Raw genomic sequence first — 16,682 nt, 5'->3', positions numbered from 1 at the left:
GGAGCCACTGCATGTCGATTTCTCTCGCCGATTGGAAAGGCGTCCCCGCCCCTTCGGCCACCCTGCTTGAAGGGCGCTTCATCCGTTTGGAAAGGCTCGACCCGGCGCGCCACGGCGATCAGCTGTTCCAGGTGCTGCAAGGCCCCGGCGCCGACCCGGTGCTGTGGAACTACCTGCCTTACGGCCCCTTCCCCGAGCGCGCGGTGTTCGACGCCTGGCTCGGCAATCATGCCCTGGCCAGCGATCCGTATTTCTTCACCGTGATCGACCGCGCCAGTGGCCAGGCCCAGGGCCTGATCAGCCTGATGTCCATCGTTCCGGCCCAGGGCCGCATCGAGATCGGTCACGTCACCTTCGGCGCGCCGATGCAGCGCTCGCCCAAGAGCACCGAGGCGGTGTACCTGCTGGCCAGGGAAGCTTTCGCCCTGGGCTACCGGCGCCTGGAGTGGAAATGCAACAACGACAACGCCCGCTCGCGCTATGCCGCCGAGCGTTTGGGTTTCAGCTTCGAGGGGGTGTTTCGCCAGCACATGGTGGCCAAGGGGCAGAACCGCGATACCGCGTGGTTCTCGATCCTGGATGGGGAATGGCCGGCGATCGCCAAGGGCTTCGAGCAATGGCTCAGCGATGAGAACCAGAGCGGCTCGGGGCAGCTCAAGTCTCTGGCAGAGTGTCGCGGGTAACGGGGGGTTCGCCGGCAAGCCGGCGCCGAAAAGAGAGCGGTGGACCCGGCCTGGTAGAAGACCTGTAGCCGCTGCCGCAGGCTGCGACCGGGCTGGGCGGCACTCCGACGCAGCGGGCGCCGCCGTTGAAGGTCCTGCGGACCTTGGCGCAGCCTGCGGCAGCGGCTACAGGGGTCAGCCCAGCTTCTGCGCCAGCACCGCAATGTGCTCCGGGCCGATGCCGCAGCAACCGCCGACATGGCTGGCACCGCGCTGGTGCCAGTCCGCTACCCATCGCAGGTAACCCGGCGGATCCAGGTCTTCGCGCAGCGGGCACAGGCCGTCGTTGGCGGTGGCATCCTCGGGTTGCGGCGGGAAGGCGTTGGCGTACACGCCAATATGGATCTGCACCCCCAGGCGCTCGAAGGTGTCACGGGCCGCATCCACCGCCGCGCCTATCACTTCCGGCTGGCTGCAGTTGAACAGCAGGGTCTGCACCCCCAGTTGCGCCGCCACCGCCGCCGCGTCAGCCACCGGCTCGCCGGAACGCAGGCGCGGCACTTCATCGACGTCTTCATCCTTCAGGGTGAAGGACAGCCAGAACGGCTTGCCGTCCTTGGGCAATCCTGCGTGGATGGCCCGCGCTTCGGCGATCGAGCTTTGGGTTTCTGCGAGCCACAGGTCCACGAACGGCGCCAGTCCTTTAACCAGCGGACTCAGCACTTCCTCGACCCGGGACGCATCGAACAGGTCCGGGCGATAGGAGCCGAACAGCGGCGGCAACGAACCCGCCACCCACACCGGCTTGCCGGAGGCCTCCACCGCGCGGCGCGCCAGCTCACCGGCCAGGGCCGCCAGGGCCTGGCCTTCGGCGGCAAAGCGCTCTTCACCGATGTGGAACGGCACCACGGCGTAGCTGTTGCTGGTGATGACGTTGGAACCGCTGGCGATATAGGCCGCATGCACCGCCTCCACCGCCTGGGGGTCTTCGCTCAACGCCAGGGCTGACCACTCGGGCTGCCGGAACGGCGCGCCACGGCGCTGCAACTCACGACCCATACCGCCATCCAGAATTACCGTGCTACCTGCGCCCATATGCTTTTTACTCATATGCTTATGAAAATAACTCACTACCGGAGTCGTTCTTATAACTATTAAATACGCACCATTCGGTTAATAACAACTCTTTTTCAGTCAGGATTCCGATGAATTTCAAACCGCTGCTGGCCCTCGGCCTGACCGTACTTGCCGCCTCCTCCCAAGCCTTCGCCGGCGCCACCTTGGAGCGTATCGAGCAGAAAAAGGAACTGGTCGGGGTGCTGATGGAAAGCTACCCGCCCTTCTCCTTCCTCAATGAGCAGAACCAGCTGGACGGTTTCGACGTCGACGTGGCCAAGGCCGTGGCCGACAAGCTCGGGGTCAAGCTGCGCCTGGAAACCCCGTCCTGGGACGTGATCGCCGCCGGACGCTGGAGCGGGCGCTATGACATCTGCATCTGCTCCATGACCCCGAGCAAGGCTCGCGCCGAGGTCTTCGACTTCCCGGTGCAGTACTACGCCTCGCCGGCGGTGATCGTGGTCAACGCCAAGGATGATCGTATCCATAGCGCCAAGGACCTGAGCGACAAGAAGGTCGGCCTGACCGCCGCCTCCAGCTACGAGAGCTACCTGAACAAGAACCTGGTGATCGAAGGCGCTGAAGACACCCAGCTGCAATACCCCTTCGAGAACGTGCAGATCGCCCCCTACGACACCGACAACGTGGCCTTCCAGGACCTCGGCCTGGGACCGGGCGTGCGCCTGGACGCGATCCTCACCAACCTGGTCACCGCGCAACCGCGGCTGACCCAGGATGCGCGCTTCAAGCTGGCCGGCGAGCCGCTGTACGCCGAGCCCAACTCGGTGGCCATCGAGAAAGGCGATGCGCAGTGGAACGCCAAGGTGCGTGAAGTCTTCGCCCAACTGAAGCAGGACGGCACCCTGAGCAAGCTGTCGCAGAAATGGATCGGCGCCGACATCAGCCAATGACTGCCTACACACCACCGCCGCAGCCACCACAAGCGGTGGCTGAACCGCTGCTCAAGCGCCTGCTGGGCTTTCGCAGCCGCCTGTACCTGACCTGGGCGGCGCTGCTGGGGCTGTTCGCCAGCTTCTTCCTGAGCTTCGACCTGAAGTTCTCGATCATCCTCGACAAGCTGCCAAACCTGCTGGGCCTGCACCTGTCGCCCAGCGGCTTTCTCCAGGGCGCGGCGCTGACCCTGTTCCTCTGCGCCTGCTCCATCGTCGCCTCGTCGCTGCTGGGCTTTGTCACCGCCCTGGCGCGCCTGTCGTCCAGCGCGGTGGCGTTCGGCATCGCCAGCTTCTACGCCTCGTTCTTTCGCGGCACGCCGCTGCTGATCCAGATCCTGCTGATCTACCTCGGCCTGCCGCAACTGGGCATGGTGCCGGGCGCCATCACCGCCGGGATCATCGCCCTGTCGTTGAACTACGGCGCCTACCTCAGCGAGATCTTCCGCGCCGGCCTCCTCGGCGTGCCCCACGGCCAGCGTCAGGCGGCCCTGGCCCTGGGCATGAGCGACAGCGTGATCTTCTGGCAGGTGACCCTGCCCCAGGCCATGCGCACCATCATTCCGCCGACCACCAACCAGTTCATCTCGATGCTCAAGGACTCGTCGCTGATCTCGGTGATGGGGGTCTGGGAAGTGATGTTCCTGGCCCAGTCCTATGGCCGTTCCAGCTACCGCTACATCGAGATGCTGAGCACCGCGGCGCTGATCTACTGGCTGCTGTCCATCGGACTGGAACTGATCCAGGCGCGGATGGAAAGGCATTACGGCAAGGGTTACGCCAAGCGCGGCTGAGGCTCAGGCGAGCGCCGAAGGCCCGGGAGCACCCGGGCCCCTTTTCCCCCGCTCCGGCTCATCGAGCAGCGAACGGGCGCGGCTGGTCTTCTGCACCTTCACCACCCCCATCTGCAGGCCGAATGGCTTGAACACCGCCGTCAATGACTTGAGGGTCGGGTTGCCGTCACCGTGCTCGATGTGGATCAGGGTGCGCAGGGAGATCCGGCACATGCGGGCGAACTGGCTCTGATGCAGCCCCGTGACTTCAGTCCGCAGGCGCTTGACCGCCTCGCCAATCGGCAGGCGACCGGCCGCCATTTCCTGCTGGATGTCGTCGATCAGGGCCCCGCGTTCTTCCAGCGTCATGTTCATCGCAATCCCCACTCCTGCAGGCGTTGGTCCAGGTGGCGCAGGTGAATGCGCGGATGATTCAAGGTGGCTTCGGGCAGGCCGCCGGCACTCAGCAGGTCCGGCAGGGCCCGCAGTTGTTCGGCGTCTGCGCGCAGGCGCGTGAGGGCGGCCTCGGGGTCGAGCAGCGGCTTGAGGCTGGCGCACACCAGGCGCCAGTCGACCTCACCGGCCACTTCCATGCGCCCGGGCCATTTGGTGGTGCGGGCAATCCCCTGGTCATCCATGACCTTGGGCGCCAGGTCATGGATCGGCGCCAGGCGCACCCCAGCCTCAGTGCGCAGCACCGACAGCGTGCGCCCATGATTGTCGGTGTTGCCGAGGATCCTGTTGAGCAGGTCGCGCCGCAGGTAATCCGCCACCAGCTCGGGGATCAACGCCTCCTGGCCGGCGGCGCGCCACAGTTCGGCGAGGATCCCCAGGACCTCGGTATGGCGCATGCCTTGGCCATGGCCCACCAGAGCGGCCAGGGAATAGATCGACTCCACCGCCAGACGCTCGACCCCGGCGGACGTCAGCCGACGGTCAAAACGCTGCATCCACAGGCTTGGCCGACGCCCCTCTTCCAGCGCCAGCCCAGGCGCCGGGAACGTCTCGATACCCAGCTGCTGCAGCGCCCGGTAGTAATGGAACTCGCTTCTGAGGATGTCGCAGGCATTCGGCGAAGCCGGGTTACGGGGAAACTTCACCCACCAATGACGCGCGGCATGGGCGTCATCGAGCAGCGCATCGGGGTACAACAAGCCCTCGCGGTTTTCCGTCAGCAACAGCTTGGGCGCTTCGTCGCCGATGCTCGCCGTGCCACCAAAGAACGCCGCCTGCTCATGGGCGTATTCCAGAAAACGGTTATCCAGGGTCACCACCTGTTCCCGGGTAAAACCCAGGGCCGGACGCCTGTGCAGCCCTGCCAGGGACTCCTTGATCCGCAGATGGCCAATGGGCGCCGCGGTGCTTCGGGCCAGGAGGAACAGCTCGCTGCCCATGCCATCGGGCCGCTCATGGCCGATCTGCCGCAGCAAAAAGCGGCGCGCCGCCGGCGTGGCGACCAGGTCATAAAGAAAGGCCGGCGCCCGCTCTTCTCGCCAGGGCTCCCAGCCCAAGGGTATCTGCGCACTGACCGAGCGGCTCAGCGGGCTGGCAACCGCGTCCAGGTTGTCCACCAGGTACTGCGGGACATAACCAAAGCTGCAAGGGCTGGCAAAGCCCGCTTCGGGGTTGTCGAAACTCAGGGTCATGGCATCGGTCCACGCCCCTGCGCCGTAGAGCTGCAACGTCAGCCGGAGCATTGGGTTACCTGTATTTGCTGCACGTGTATAGAGACTCCGCCTCAATCATCCGTGCATTATATTGCAGTTATTCCAAGCCTCCGAGCCAATAAGTGCATCTAAATGCATTTCAATAAACTATTGGCTGCATAAAATGCATTAAATGACACTTCAAAAAAGCCAAAAAAAGGGGAGCCGTAGCTCCCCCGAGGTAAACAGTTGCCGATGAGGGCCTGAACTCAGCCCTCGATCTCGATCAGGATTTCGCCCGGGTTGACCCGGTCGCCCTTGGCCACATGAATCGCCACCACCTTGCCGGCCACCGCGGCCTGGACTTCGGTTTCCATCTTCATGGCTTCGGTGATCAGTACCGCCTGGCCTTCCTTGACCACGTCGCCTTCCTTGACCAGCACATCGACGATGTTGCCCGGCATGGTGGTGCTGACATGGCCCGGCGCACTGGCCTGCTTGCGCTTGCTGCCACCGCCGCCGACGAATTCGTTGAGCGGCTCGAACACCACTTCTTCCGGCATGCCGTCGATGGACAGGTAGAAGTGACGCTTGCCTTCGGCCTTGACCCCGACACCGGTGATGTCGACGCGGTAGGTTTCGCCGTGGACGTCGATGACGAACTCGGTAGGCACGCCTTCACCGCCCGGCTTGCTGACGCCACCGGCTTCGGGGATCGGCAGCAACACTTCCGGAACCAGGGTGCCGGCCTCACGCTCTTCGAGGAATTTGCGCCCGATGTCCGGGAACATGGCGTAGGTCAGCACGTCTTCCTCGGAATGGGCCAGGGCACCGATTTCGCCGCGCAGCTTGGTCATTTCCGGCTTTAACAGGTCGGCCGGACGCACGTCGATCACGTCCTCGCTGCCGATGGCCTGGCGCCGCAGGTTTTCGTCCACCTGACCCGGGGCCTTGCCGTAGCCGCCCTGCAGGTAGAGCTTCACTTCGTTGGTGATGGTCTTGTAGCGCTCGCCGGCCAGGACGTTGAAGAACGCCTGGGTGCCGACGATCTGCGAGGTCGGGGTCACCAGCGGCGGGTAGCCCAGGTCGTGACGCACCCGCGGGATCTCCGCCAGCACTTCACCCATGCGGTTCAGCGCGCCCTGCTCTTTCAACTGGTTGGCCAGGTTGGAAATCATCCCGCCCGGCACCTGGTTGACCTGCACCCGGGTATCGACCGCGGTGAACTCGCTTTCGAACTGGTGGTACTTCTTGCGCACGGCGTAGAAGTACAGGCCGATCTCTTGCAGCAGCTCCAGGTCCAGGCCGGTGTCGAATTCGCTGCCTTTGAGGGCCGCGACCATGGACTCGGTGCCCGGGTGGCTGGTGCCCCAGGCGAAGCTGGAGATGGCGGTGTCGATATGGTCGGCGCCGTTCTCGATGGCCTTGAGCTGGCACATGGCAGCCAGGCCGGCGGTGTCGTGGGAGTGGATGAACACCGGCAGCGACAGCTCGGCCTTCAGCGCCTTGACCAGCTCGCCGGTGGCGTAAGGGGTCAGCAGGCCGGCCATGTCCTTGATCGCGATCGAGTCGCAACCCATGGCTTCCATCTGCTTGGCCTGGGCCACGAAGGCCTCGATGGTGTGCACCGGGCTGGTGGTGTAGGCGATGGTGCCCTGGGCGTGCTTGCCGGCGGCCTTCACCGCTTCGATGGCGACCCGTAGGTTACGCACGTCGTTCATGGCGTCGAAGATGCGGAACACGTCGATGCCGTTGACCGCGGCCTTGGCCACGAAGGCCTTGACCACGTCGTCGCTGTAGTGGCGGTAGCCCAGCAGGTTCTGCCCGCGCAGGAGCATCTGCAGGCGAGTGTTGGGCAGCGCCGCGCGCAGTTTGCGCAGGCGCTCCCATGGGTCTTCCTTGAGGAAGCGCACGCAGGCGTCGAAGGTGGCGCCGCCCCAGACTTCCAGGGACCAGTAGCCGACTTTGTCGAGCTTGTCGCAGATCGGCAGCATGTCTTCGGTGCGCATGCGGGTGGCCAGCAGCGACTGGTGGGCGTCACGCAGGATGGTGTCGGTAACGAAGATCTTTTTAGTCATTGGTATCTCCTCATGGCGGCAAGCTCCAAGCTACAAGCCACCAGTAAAAGCCGATCCGCTTCTACTTGGTGCTTGCCGCTGACAGCTTGCGGCTGCTTATTCATAGGCCTGCGTGGGCGGCGATGGCGGCGGCGATGGCCAGGGCCAGCTCTTCGGGTTTGCGCTTGATCGAGTAGTTGGTCAGTTCCGGATGGCTTTCAACGAAGCTGGTATTGAACTGACCGCTACGGAATTCCGGATTGCGCAGGATTTCCTGGTAGTAGGCGGCGGTGGTCTTGACCCCTTGCAGGCGCATGTCGTCGAGGGCGCGCAGGCCACGGTCCATCGCTTCTTCCCAGGTCAGGGCCCAGACCACCAGCTTCAGGCACATGGAGTCGTAGAACGGCGGAATGGTGTAGCCGGTGTAGATCGCCGTATCGGTGCGCACGCCGGGGCCGCCGGGAGCGTAGTAACGGGTGATCTTGCCGAAGCTGGGGAGGAAGTTGTTCTTCGGGTCCTCGGCGTTGATCCGGAACTGCAGGGCAAAACCGCGGTGGTGGATATCTTCCTGCTTCACCGACAGTGGTAGGCCCGAGGCGATGCGGATCTGCTCGCGAACGATGTCGATGCCGGTGATTTCCTCGGTGATGGTGTGTTCCACCTGCACCCGGGTGTTCATTTCCATGAAGTACACCTCGCCCTCGGCGAGCAGGAACTCCACGGTGCCAGCGTTCTCGTAGCCCACGGCCTTGGCCGCGCGCACCGACAGGTCGCCGATGTAGGCGCGCTGTTCCGGAGTCAACTGCGGGCTCGGGGCGATCTCGATGAGCTTCTGGTTGCGGCGCTGGATCGAGCAGTCGCGCTCGAACAGGTGCACCACGTTGCCAAAGCTGTCGCCGAGGATCTGTGCCTCGATGTGCTTGGGATTGACGATGCACTTTTCCAGGAACACTTCCGCCGAACCAAAGGCCTTGGTGGCTTCGGAAATGACCCGGGGAAAGGCCTGCTCCAGCTCTTCGCGGCTGTTGCAGCGACGAATGCCGCGGCCGCCACCACCGGAGGTGGCCTTGAGCATCACCGGGTAGCCGATGCGGTCGCCTTCGGCCAGGGCTTCGTGGATATCCGCGACGTTGCCTTCGGTGCCCGGGGTCACCGGCACGCCGGCCTTGATCATGCTGCGGCGGGCTTCGGTCTTGTCGCCCATGCGACGGATGACTTCCGCCGACGGACCTATGAACTTGACTCCACGTTCGGCACAGATGTCTGCCAGTTCGGCATTTTCCGAAAGGAAGCCATAGCCGGGATGCAGGGCATCGCAGCCGGTTTCCACTGCCAGGTTCACCAGTTTGCGCGGGTTCAGGTAGCCGGCCAGCGGCTCGGCGCCAATGCTGTGGGCCTCATCCGCGCGCTTCACATGCAGGGCATGGCGATCGGCGTCGGAGAAGATCGCTACCGAACGGATGCCCATCTCGGCGCAGGCACGCACGATTCGTACGGCGATCTCACCACGGTTGGCGATCAGGATCTTTTTTATCACTTGGAGGTTCCCTTGAGCCGTTGGAACAAACGACCCGCTAGACCGAGTCGGCGCGTGACCAAATGTTTCAGGTCAGTCGCCGCGTCACACTAGCTCTGAAGAGGGATTAACAAAAATCAATAATTATTGGGTTGGGCATAAGTAAAGACTTATAGTCGTGCCACAAGCCCCAGGCGCGAGCACTCCAGAAATGCGTAAGTCCTTGATGAGACTGACATTGCGTCAGTTGCAGATTTTCAATGAAGTCTGCGATCTGCGCTCCTACAGCCGCGCCGCCGACGAAATGAATCTCACCCAGCCGGCGGTCAGCCTGCAGATCCGTCAGCTGGAGGAACTGATCGGCCAGCCGCTGTTCGATTACGTCGGCAAGAAGCTCTACATGACCGAAGCCGCCGAAGCCCTGCAACGGGCCAGCCGGGACATCTTCGGACGCCTGGAAAACCTCGACATGCAGCTCTCGGACATGCAGGGCTCGCTGCAGGGCCAGCTCAAGCTGGCGGTGGAATCCAGCGCCAAGTACTTCGTCCCGCACCTGTTCGCCGCCTTCAAGCGCCAGCATCCGGAAGTCCACCTGCAGCTGACCGTGGTCAACCGCGCCCAGGTGATCCGCCGCCTCTCGGACAACCGTGACGACCTGGTGATCATGTCCATGGTGCCCCAGGACATGGAGCTGGAATTCCTGCCGTTTCTCAACAACCCCATCGTCGCTGTAGCGCCACCGGATCATCCCCTGAGCCACATGGGCCCGCTGCGCCTGCAGGACCTGGAACCCTACACCTTGGTGCTGCGCGAATCGGGCTCGGGCACGCGCCTGGCCTGCGAGGAGTACTTCAAGGAGAAGCGCGTGCACTTCACCCAGATCCTCGAAGTGTCGTCGGCCGAGGCTCAGCGCGAGTGCGTGCGGGCGGGCCTGGGCGTGGCCTTGCTGACGCGCCACGCCCTGAACCTTGAGTTGGCGACCGGCGGGTTGATCGAGTTGCCGGTCGAAGAGCTGCCATTGCTTCGCAGCTGGTGCCTGGTGCAGGCCAAAGCCAAACGCCTGTCACCGGTAGCGCATGCGTTCCTGGGATTCATCCGCAGCGAACGGGTGCAGATCAGCGGGCTGGTTGAACGCTTCGACGGGAAGCCGCGGGTGCCGCCTGCCAGTAATTGACGGCCTCAAGCTCGGGGTAATCGTTGATTTCCTGCTGCAACTGACGCAGCTCGAAGCGGTGTTCGATCGCACGCCGAAATTCCATGCGGCGCTGGTCTTCCTGCTGACGACGGGTCTTGACGGCGCTGTTGCTCTCTTCGTAAGGCCGGGCCATTTCGAGTCTCCCAATGCGAGTACGGAAGCTTCACGATGGACGTCGGCAGTTACGGTTTGGCGGCGACTCGGTTACAGGACGATGAACATTCGCCTGCCCAACACCGCTCTGGGCGCTGGCTGGCTTGCGCAAGAGCCGGCTTGGCGGCGAAAGCGTGGGTCACCCAAGCCCCTGTCCCCAGCCAGCGCAAACCCGCCCAGCCGCTCCTGACAGGCAGGTTCAATCGTCCAGGGCTTTGACCGACTTGGGCGACAGGCGCAGGCTGCGCAGACTGCGCTTGACGCTCTTGAGGTGGTTGACCAGGCTCGGCCCGCGGGCCATCGCCACGCCCATGGCCAGCACGTCGATCACCACCAGGTGGGCGATGCGCGAAGTCAGCGGGGTGTAGATCTCGGTGTCTTCGTGGACGTCGATGGCCAGGTTGACCGTGGACAGCTCGGCCAATGGCGTCTGGCTCGGGCACAGGGTGATCAGCGAGGCGCCGCTTTCACGCACCAGGTTGGCGGTGATCAGCAGGTCCTTGGAACGCCCGGACTGGGAAATGCAGATGGCCACGTCGGTGGGCTTGAGGGTCACCGCCGACATCGCCTGCATGTGCGGGTCGGAATAGGCCGCCGCGGTCAGCAGCAGGCGGAAGAACTTGTGCTGGGCGTCCGCCGCCACTGCGCCCGAGGCGCCAAAGCCGTAGAACTCCACGCGCTGGGCCTGGGACATGGCGGTCACCGCCTGCTGCAGGGCCACCGGATCGAGCTTCTCGCGAACCTCCATCAGGGTGTGCAGGGTGGTGTCGAAGATCTTCAGGCTGTAGTCGGCGACGGAATCGTCTTCATGGATCGCGAACTGGCCGAAACTGGCCCCGGCCGCGAGGCTCTGCGCCAGCTTGAGCTTCAGGTCCTGGAAACCGGAACAGCCGATGGCCCGGCAGAAGCGCACGATGGTCGGTTCGCTGATGCCCACGCTGTGGGCCAGGTCCGCCATGGAACTGTGCATCACCGCCGCAGGATCAAGGAGCACGTGATCGGCGACCTTGAGTTCCGATTTGCGTAACAAATGACGTGACTGGGCAATGTGCTGCAACAGGTTCAAAGGGCTGGACTCATTGTTATTGGCTGACGCCGGAGATGTAGCAAGCTTGTAGTTATACTACAGGAATCGTCTTTTTGCCTGCTCAATGCATCACGAAGTTGCCGGCCTACCCCCCATTTTCAGCCGGGTACGACTTATGTAGCCGTTGTGGCGCACGCCGATAAAGGCTAGCGAGTCTGGGCCTGCAACAGCAGCGCCAGGCCCTCGGCGTTCACCGGACGACTGATCAGATAGCCCTGCACTTCATCGCAGTGCTCGGCCCGCAGGAACGTCAGTTGACCGGGCTCTTCGACGCCCTCGGCCACCACCTTCAGCGACAACCCGTGGGCCATGGCAATGATCGCCCGGGTGATGGCGGCGTCCTCGCCTCCGTCGGCCAGCCCACGGATAAAGGCCTGGTCGATCTTCACGTAGTCCACCGGAATCCGCTTGAGGTAGCTCAGGGACGAGTAACCGGTGCCGAAGTCGTCAATGGCCAGCTTCACCCCCAGGGCGCGCAGTTGCCGGAAGGTGGCAATGATGTGCTCGACGCTGTCCAGCAACTGGCTTTCGGTCAGCTCCAGCTCCAGCAGGTGCGGCTCCAGGCCGGTCTCCTCCAGCACCTGGCGCACCAGACTCACCAGCTTGCCCTGGCGCAACTGATACACCGACAGGTTGACCGACACCCGAATCGGCTCCAGGCCCTGGCGCTGCCATTCACAGGCCTGTCGGCAGGCCTGGCGCAAGACGAATTCGCCGATGGGACCGATCAGCCCGGTTTCTTCCGCCAGCCCGATAAAGTCTCCCGGCGGCACCCGGCCCATGGTCGGGTGGTCCCAGCGCACCAGGGCCTCGGCGGCATTCAGCCGGCCCGTGGCCAGGCACAGTTTGGGCTGGTAGAAGACCATCAGCTGGTCTTCTTCGATGGCCTTGCGCAACTGGTTCTCCAGTTGCAGCCGCTCCAGGGTGCTGGCTTGCAGGCTTTCGGTATAGAACTGGAAGTTGTTGCCGCCCAGGTGCTTGGCGTGGGCCATGGCCATGTTCGCCTGGCTGACCAGGGCGGCGATCTCCCGGGCGCTGTCCGGCAGCATGCTGATGCCCATGGAGGCGCTGACCACCAGTTCGTGGCCCTCAACGGTGATCGGCAGGCGCAACTTGCTGAGCAAGCGGGTCGCCACCCGGGTCAGGCTCGACAGGCTGCCGTAGGCATCGAACAGCACGGCGAACTCGTCACCGGACAAGCGCGCGATGGTGTCGGCTTCCGGCAGCGCGTTGACCAGCCGTCGCGCCATTTTCTGCAACAGCTGGTCGGCCACTTCATGGCCGAGGCTGTCATTGAGCAGCTTGAAGCGATCCAGATTGATGTGCAGCAAGGCCAGGCTGCGGCTGCCCTGGCGCACCCGCTGGTGGGCCTCGCGCAGGCGCTCGCGGAACAGCGAGCGGTTGGCCAGCCCGGTGAGCTCGTCATAGTGGGTGAGGTAGCGCATGCGCTCCTCGGATTCACGCCTAGCCGACAGATCGGCGAAGAAGCCCACGATATGCCGGACTTTTCCCCGCCTGTCGCGCACCACGTTCAGTTGCAGCCACTGCGGATAAAGCTCGCCATTCTTGCGGGTTTCCACCAGTTCGCCCTGCCAGCTGCCGTGCTGCTCCAGGGCCTGGTGAATCATCGGATAGTGACGACGGGCATCGCGGCTGCAGGACAGCTCCACCACATTGCGCCCGAGCATGTCTTCGACCTGATAGCCGGTGACCAGACTGAAGGCCTGGTTGGCGGCGATCAGGGCGTAATCGGGGTCAAGGATGACTATCCCTTCGCTGGCCGCCTCGAACACCGTGGCGGCCAGGTCGCGCTGCACTTCCAGCTCCTTGTCGGCACTGATATCGCGCCGCGTGCCCACCATGCGCAGCACCCGTCCGTCGGGGCTGCGTTCCACCGCACGACCACGGTCCTCGATCCACACCCAGCGGCCATCGCCATGGCGCACCCGGTACTCCACCTGATAGTCCTCGCTGCGGCCCTTGAGGTGCTCCACCAGGGCACGCTTGAGCACGGGCAGATCCTCGGGATGCAGCCGCGGCTTGAGGTGGCTGAGCATCGCCGTGACGTCTTCCGGCTCCAGGCCGAACAGCTCCTTGAGCTGGGTGTGATGGACCTCATCGGTCTGCAGGTTCCAGTCCCACAGTCCGAGCTCGCTGGCGTCCAGGGCCAGGGCCAGGCGTGCCTCGCTCTTGCTCAGGGCCTGATTGGCCGCGTCCAGCTCCAGGCTGCGCTGAGCCACCCGCTGCTCCAGCCCGGCCTGGGCTTCGCGCAACTGTTCCTCGGCGCGGCGGCGTTGCTCCACTTCCCGGGCCAGCTCGCGGTTGAGCTGGTTGCTGCGGCTCTGGGCGTCCTGCAGGTGCTCGATCAGGGCCTGATTCTGAAAGCGTCGCAGCAAGCCGCGCTGGATCAGGCGATTGACCTGCCACGCCACCACGCTCAAGGACACCAGGAGAATCAGCCCCAGCCAGCCCCAGCCCCGCTGCTGCTCGTCGCCGCCCCAGAACAGGTAGGCAATCGCCGGCAGCAGGCACGGCAAGGTGAAGGAAAGAAAGGCCTGCAGGCTGACCGCATAGGCCACGCTGGCCGAAAGAATGGCCGCGCCGATCAGGCCGAAGACCCACGCCTGCTGGAGAAAACTGTCGGTGGGCACCAGAGCGATGCCGGCACAGGCCAGGGTCAGGCCGCTGACCGTCGAGCCCAGAAGAAACATGCGCTGCCAGACCGGCTGCGCCTGGCGGCTGGGGATGGCCGAGTCGAAGGCCGCCACCTGGATCACCCGCAAGGCCACCAGGGCCAGCAGCCAGACCATCCACACGCTGAGCAACAGATAGCGCGCCGGGCTCCAGAGCAGCCAGGTGCACACCAGACCATTGAGCAGCATGAACAGCGTCGGCAGCAGCGAGCCCTGATACAGCAGACGCGTGCGTTCCACCGCCATCTCGACGGCGTAGCGCAAAAGGATAACCCGCGGTTCCACCAAGGGGCCGGACAGGTCGGGATTATGGGTCATAGGCAGTGTTCTTATAATGGTTGAGCCCGAAACGTCGGCGGAGCATACACAAGCAAAGGCGCGAGCCAAACTGCTCCAAGTCATAAAATCGATAAAACCGATCCCCCATCAATCCACAGCGCAACAGCCCGGACTTGAAGCGCCGAAGGCTGGGACCTGTGACCGACCGGTCGTCACCCGCGGTTGTTTTATCGGCTAATGCAAAGCCGGGTTTGCCCGGGGTGACGCGGGCCCCTAGAATGCCCCGATGCGCGATGATCTCTCCCTCCTGTTGAACTCCCTCAACGATGCCCAACGCCAGGCCGTAGCCGCCTCCGTGGGTCGTCAGTTGGTCCTGGCCGGTGCTGGCTCCGGCAAAACCCGTGTGCTGGTGCACCGTATCGCCTGGTTGATCCAGGTCGAGAACGCCTCGCCCCACTCGATCCTGTCGGTGACCTTTACCAACAAGGCCGCCGCCGAGATGCGCCACCGCATCGAGCAATTGCTGGGCATCAACCCGGCAGGCATGTGGGTCGGCACCTTCCACGGCCTGGCGCACCGCCTGCTGCGGGCCCACTGGCAGGAAGCCGGCCTGAGCCAGACCTTCCAGATCCTCGACAGCGACGACCAGCAACGCCTGGTCAAGCGGGTGATCCGCGAGCTGGGCCTGGATGAGCAGCGCTGGCCGGCCCGTCAGGCCCAGTGGTTCATCAACGGACAGAAGGACGAAGGCCTGCGCCCGCAACATATCCAGGCCAGTGGCGACCTGTTCCTGGCCACCATGCGCAGCATCTATGAGGCCTACGAGGCCGCCTGCCAGCGCGCCGGGGTCATCGATTTCTCCGAGCTGCTGCTGCGCGCCCTGGACCTGTGGCGCGACCACCCCGGCCTGCTGGCGCACTACCAGAAGCGCTTCCGCCACGTGCTGGTGGACGAGTTCCAGGACACCAACGCCGTGCAGTACGCCTGGCTGCGACTGCTGGCCCAGGGTGGCGACAGCCTGATGGTGGTGGGCGACGACGACCAGTCGATCTACGGCTGGCGCGGGGCGAAAATCGAGAACATTCACCAGTATTCCGCCGACTTCCCGGACACCGAAGTGATCCGCCTGGAGCAGAACTACCGCTCCACCGCCGGCATCCTCAAGGCCGCCAACGCCCTGATCGCCAACAACACCGGGCGCCTGGGCAAGGAACTGTGGACCGATGGCGGCGATGGCGAAGCCATCAACCTGTACGCCGCCTTCAACGAGCACGATGAAGCCCGCTATGTCGTGGAAACCATCGAGAGCGCGCTGAAAACCGGCCTGGCCCGCAGCGACATCGCCATTCTCTACCGCTCCAACGCCCAGTCCCGGGTGCTGGAAGAGGCCCTGCTGCGCGAGCGCATTCCGTACCGCATCTATGGCGGCCAGCGCTTCTTCGAGCGGGCCGAGATCAAGAATGCCATGGCTTACCTGCGCTTGCTGGAAGGCCGTGGCAACGACGCGGCCCTGGAGCGGGTGATCAACGTTCCAGCCCGGGGCATCGGCGAGAAGACCGTCGAAGCCATCCGCGAACACGCGCGCCACAGCGACGTATCAATGTGGGAAGCCATGCGCCAGCTGGTGGCCAATAAAGGCCTGACCGGTCGCGCCGCAGGCGCCCTCGGGGCCTTTATCGAACTGATCGAGAACCTCGCCGCCAAGACCCTGGAAATGCCCCTGCACCTGATGACCCAGACGGTGATCGAGCAGTCCGGGCTGATCGCCTACCACGAAGCGGAAAAAGGCGAGAAAGGCCAGGCCCGGGTGGAAAACCTTGAGGAACTGGTGAGCGCCGCGCGCAACTTCGAGAACAGCGAGGAAGACGAGGACCTGACGCCGCTGGCGGCCTTCCTCGGCCACGCCTCCCTGGAAGCCGGCGATACCCAGGCCGACGAGCACGAAGACAGCGTGCAACTGATGACCCTGCACAGCGCCAAGGGCCTGGAGTTCCCCTACGTGTTCCTGGTGGGCATGGAAGAAGGCCTGTTCCCGCACAAGATGAGCCTGGAAGAACCCGGCCGCCTTGAGGAAGAACGCCGTCTGGCCTATGTCGGCATCACCCGGGCGATGCAGAACCTGGTGATGACCTATGCGGAAACCCGTCGCCTGTACGGCAGCGAAACCTACAACAAGGTGTCGCGCTTCGTCCGCGAGGTGCCCAAGGGGCTGATTCAGGAAGTGCGCCTGTCCAACAGCGTCAGCCGGCCTTTCGGCGGTGGCCAGTCGCAGAGCACCAGCAGCCTGTTCGGCGGCAGCGAGATTCCGGACACCGGCTTGAGCCTGGGCCAGGCGGTGCGGCACTCGGTGTTCGGCGACGGGGTGATCCTCAATTTCGAAGGCGCCGGTGCCCAGGCCCGGGTCCAGGTCAACTTCAGCGAAGGCAGCAAATGGCTGATGCTCGGCTACGCCAAGCTGGAAGCCATCTAACCCGACCCGACCCGACCCTAGGCGCCGGCTTGCCGGTGAAGCTCACTGGCGAACCACCTCTTCGCCAGCAAGCCGGCTCCGCCAG

At 64.2% G+C, this 16,682-nt stretch carries 12 protein-coding genes and 1 pseudogene; 5 read left to right on the top strand and 8 right to left on the bottom strand.

Annotated elements, in window-relative coordinates; genetic code table 11:
• Positions 1 to 11: 11 nt before the first annotated feature.
• Positions 12 to 683 carry a GNAT family protein gene (locus L1O02_RS00275; protein ID WP_060841793.1) on the top strand — a complete coding sequence of 224 codons (672 nt, stop codon included), beginning with the start codon at positions 12 to 14 and terminating at the stop codon, positions 681 to 683.
• A 174-nt stretch (positions 684 to 857) separates the two neighbouring features.
• Here L1O02_RS00275 and L1O02_RS00270 read toward each other — a convergent pair whose 3' ends face one another.
• Positions 858 to 1,757: a homocysteine S-methyltransferase family protein gene (locus tag L1O02_RS00270; protein ID WP_235759380.1), complete on the bottom strand. Its 900-nt coding sequence runs from the start codon at positions 1,755 to 1,757 to the stop codon at positions 858 to 860.
• 110 nt (positions 1,758 to 1,867) lie between these two features.
• Here L1O02_RS00270 and L1O02_RS00265 point away from each other — a divergent pair, with 110 nt between their 5' ends.
• Together L1O02_RS00265 and L1O02_RS00260 are read left to right on the top strand one after the other, a co-directional pair.
• Positions 1,868 to 2,689 (top strand): ABC transporter substrate-binding protein, encoded by an 822-nt coding sequence (locus tag L1O02_RS00265; RefSeq protein ID WP_108544980.1) that lies wholly within the window; start codon positions 1,868 to 1,870, stop codon positions 2,687 to 2,689.
• The gene (locus L1O02_RS00260) at positions 2,686 to 3,522 is read left to right on the top strand and encodes an amino acid ABC transporter permease (RefSeq protein ID WP_235759378.1); all 837 of its coding nucleotides are present in this window, start codon (positions 2,686 to 2,688) and stop codon (positions 3,520 to 3,522) included. The genes L1O02_RS00265 and L1O02_RS00260 overlap by 4 nt, the downstream gene beginning before the upstream one ends.
• Before the next feature lie 90 nt (positions 3,523 to 3,612).
• On the opposite strand, the pseudogene L1O02_RS00255 reads toward L1O02_RS00260, so the two are convergent.
• The 4 genes and pseudogenes from L1O02_RS00255 to L1O02_RS00240 form a co-directional block, all read right to left on the bottom strand.
• Positions 3,613 to 3,876, bottom strand: a pseudogene (locus tag L1O02_RS00255) (helix-turn-helix transcriptional regulator); the annotation flags it as partial.
• Complete coding sequence (locus tag L1O02_RS00250; protein WP_235760276.1) at positions 3,873 to 5,147, bottom strand: HipA domain-containing protein; 1,275 nt, start codon at positions 5,145 to 5,147, stop codon at positions 3,873 to 3,875. The pseudogene L1O02_RS00255 and the gene L1O02_RS00250, both read right to left, overlap by 4 nt.
• 269 nt (positions 5,148 to 5,416) lie before the next feature.
• The gene (oadA, locus tag L1O02_RS00245) at positions 5,417 to 7,225 is read right to left on the bottom strand and encodes a sodium-extruding oxaloacetate decarboxylase subunit alpha (protein WP_060841798.1); all 1,809 of its coding nucleotides are present in this window, start codon (positions 7,223 to 7,225) and stop codon (positions 5,417 to 5,419) included.
• 100 nt (positions 7,226 to 7,325) lie between these two features.
• Complete coding sequence (locus tag L1O02_RS00240) at positions 7,326 to 8,741, bottom strand: acetyl-CoA carboxylase biotin carboxylase subunit (protein ID WP_047306688.1); 1,416 nt, start codon at positions 8,739 to 8,741, stop codon at positions 7,326 to 7,328.
• Between the two features lie 190 nt (positions 8,742 to 8,931).
• On the opposite strand from L1O02_RS00240, the gene L1O02_RS00235 reads away from it, so the two are divergent.
• Positions 8,932 to 9,894: a LysR family transcriptional regulator gene (locus tag L1O02_RS00235; protein WP_235759375.1), complete on the top strand. Its 963-nt coding sequence runs from the start codon at positions 8,932 to 8,934 to the stop codon at positions 9,892 to 9,894.
• Here the strand turns inward: L1O02_RS00235 and L1O02_RS00230 are convergent.
• From L1O02_RS00230 to L1O02_RS00220, 3 genes are all read right to left on the bottom strand, one after another.
• A complete protein-coding gene (locus L1O02_RS00230) occupies positions 9,836 to 10,048 on the bottom strand; it encodes a hypothetical protein (protein WP_016966283.1) in 213 nt (70 codons plus the stop codon). The genes L1O02_RS00235 and L1O02_RS00230 overlap by 59 nt on opposite strands.
• A 219-nt stretch (positions 10,049 to 10,267) precedes the next feature.
• Positions 10,268 to 11,134 (bottom strand): transcriptional regulator HexR, encoded by an 867-nt coding sequence (hexR, locus tag L1O02_RS00225; protein ID WP_011064325.1) that lies wholly within the window; start codon positions 11,132 to 11,134, stop codon positions 10,268 to 10,270.
• A 167-nt stretch (positions 11,135 to 11,301) separates the two neighbouring features.
• Positions 11,302 to 14,166: a GGDEF domain-containing phosphodiesterase gene (locus tag L1O02_RS00220; RefSeq protein ID WP_060841800.1), complete on the bottom strand. Its 2,865-nt coding sequence runs from the start codon at positions 14,164 to 14,166 to the stop codon at positions 11,302 to 11,304.
• Positions 14,167 to 14,413: 247 nt separating this feature from the next.
• On the opposite strand from L1O02_RS00220, the gene uvrD reads away from it, so the two are divergent.
• Positions 14,414 to 16,597 carry a DNA helicase II gene (gene uvrD, locus L1O02_RS00215; protein WP_060841801.1) on the top strand — a complete coding sequence of 728 codons (2,184 nt, stop codon included), beginning with the start codon at positions 14,414 to 14,416 and terminating at the stop codon, positions 16,595 to 16,597.
• Positions 16,598 to 16,682: the final 85 nt, after the last annotated feature.

Source organism: Pseudomonas sp. BC42, assembly GCF_021560055.1.
Taxonomy (GTDB): Bacteria; Pseudomonadota; Gammaproteobacteria; order Pseudomonadales; family Pseudomonadaceae; genus Aquipseudomonas.
This window is presented reverse-complemented; position numbering and strand designations above follow the sequence as displayed.

Coding starts and splice junctions, on each gene's coding strand:
- L1O02_RS00275 (WP_060841793.1), top strand. CDS start 12: ATGTCGATTTCTCTCGCCGATTGGAAAGGCGTCCCCGCCCCTTCGGCC.
- L1O02_RS00270 (WP_235759380.1), bottom strand. CDS start 1,757: ATGGGCGCAGGTAGCACGGTAATTCTGGATGGCGGTATGGGTCGTGAG.
- L1O02_RS00265 (WP_108544980.1), top strand. CDS start 1,868: ATGAATTTCAAACCGCTGCTGGCCCTCGGCCTGACCGTACTTGCCGCC.
- L1O02_RS00260 (WP_235759378.1), top strand. CDS start 2,686: ATGACTGCCTACACACCACCGCCGCAGCCACCACAAGCGGTGGCTGAA.
- L1O02_RS00250 (WP_235760276.1), bottom strand. CDS start 5,147: ATGACCCTGAGTTTCGACAACCCCGAAGCGGGCTTTGCCAGCCCTTGC.
- oadA (WP_060841798.1), bottom strand. CDS start 7,225: ATGACTAAAAAGATCTTCGTTACCGACACCATCCTGCGTGACGCCCAC.
- L1O02_RS00235 (WP_235759375.1), top strand. CDS start 8,932: ATGCGTAAGTCCTTGATGAGACTGACATTGCGTCAGTTGCAGATTTTC.
- L1O02_RS00230 (WP_016966283.1), bottom strand. CDS start 10,048: ATGGCCCGGCCTTACGAAGAGAGCAACAGCGCCGTCAAGACCCGTCGT.
- L1O02_RS00220 (WP_060841800.1), bottom strand. CDS start 14,166: ATGACCCATAATCCCGACCTGTCCGGCCCCTTGGTGGAACCGCGGGTT.
- uvrD (WP_060841801.1), top strand. CDS start 14,414: ATGCGCGATGATCTCTCCCTCCTGTTGAACTCCCTCAACGATGCCCAA.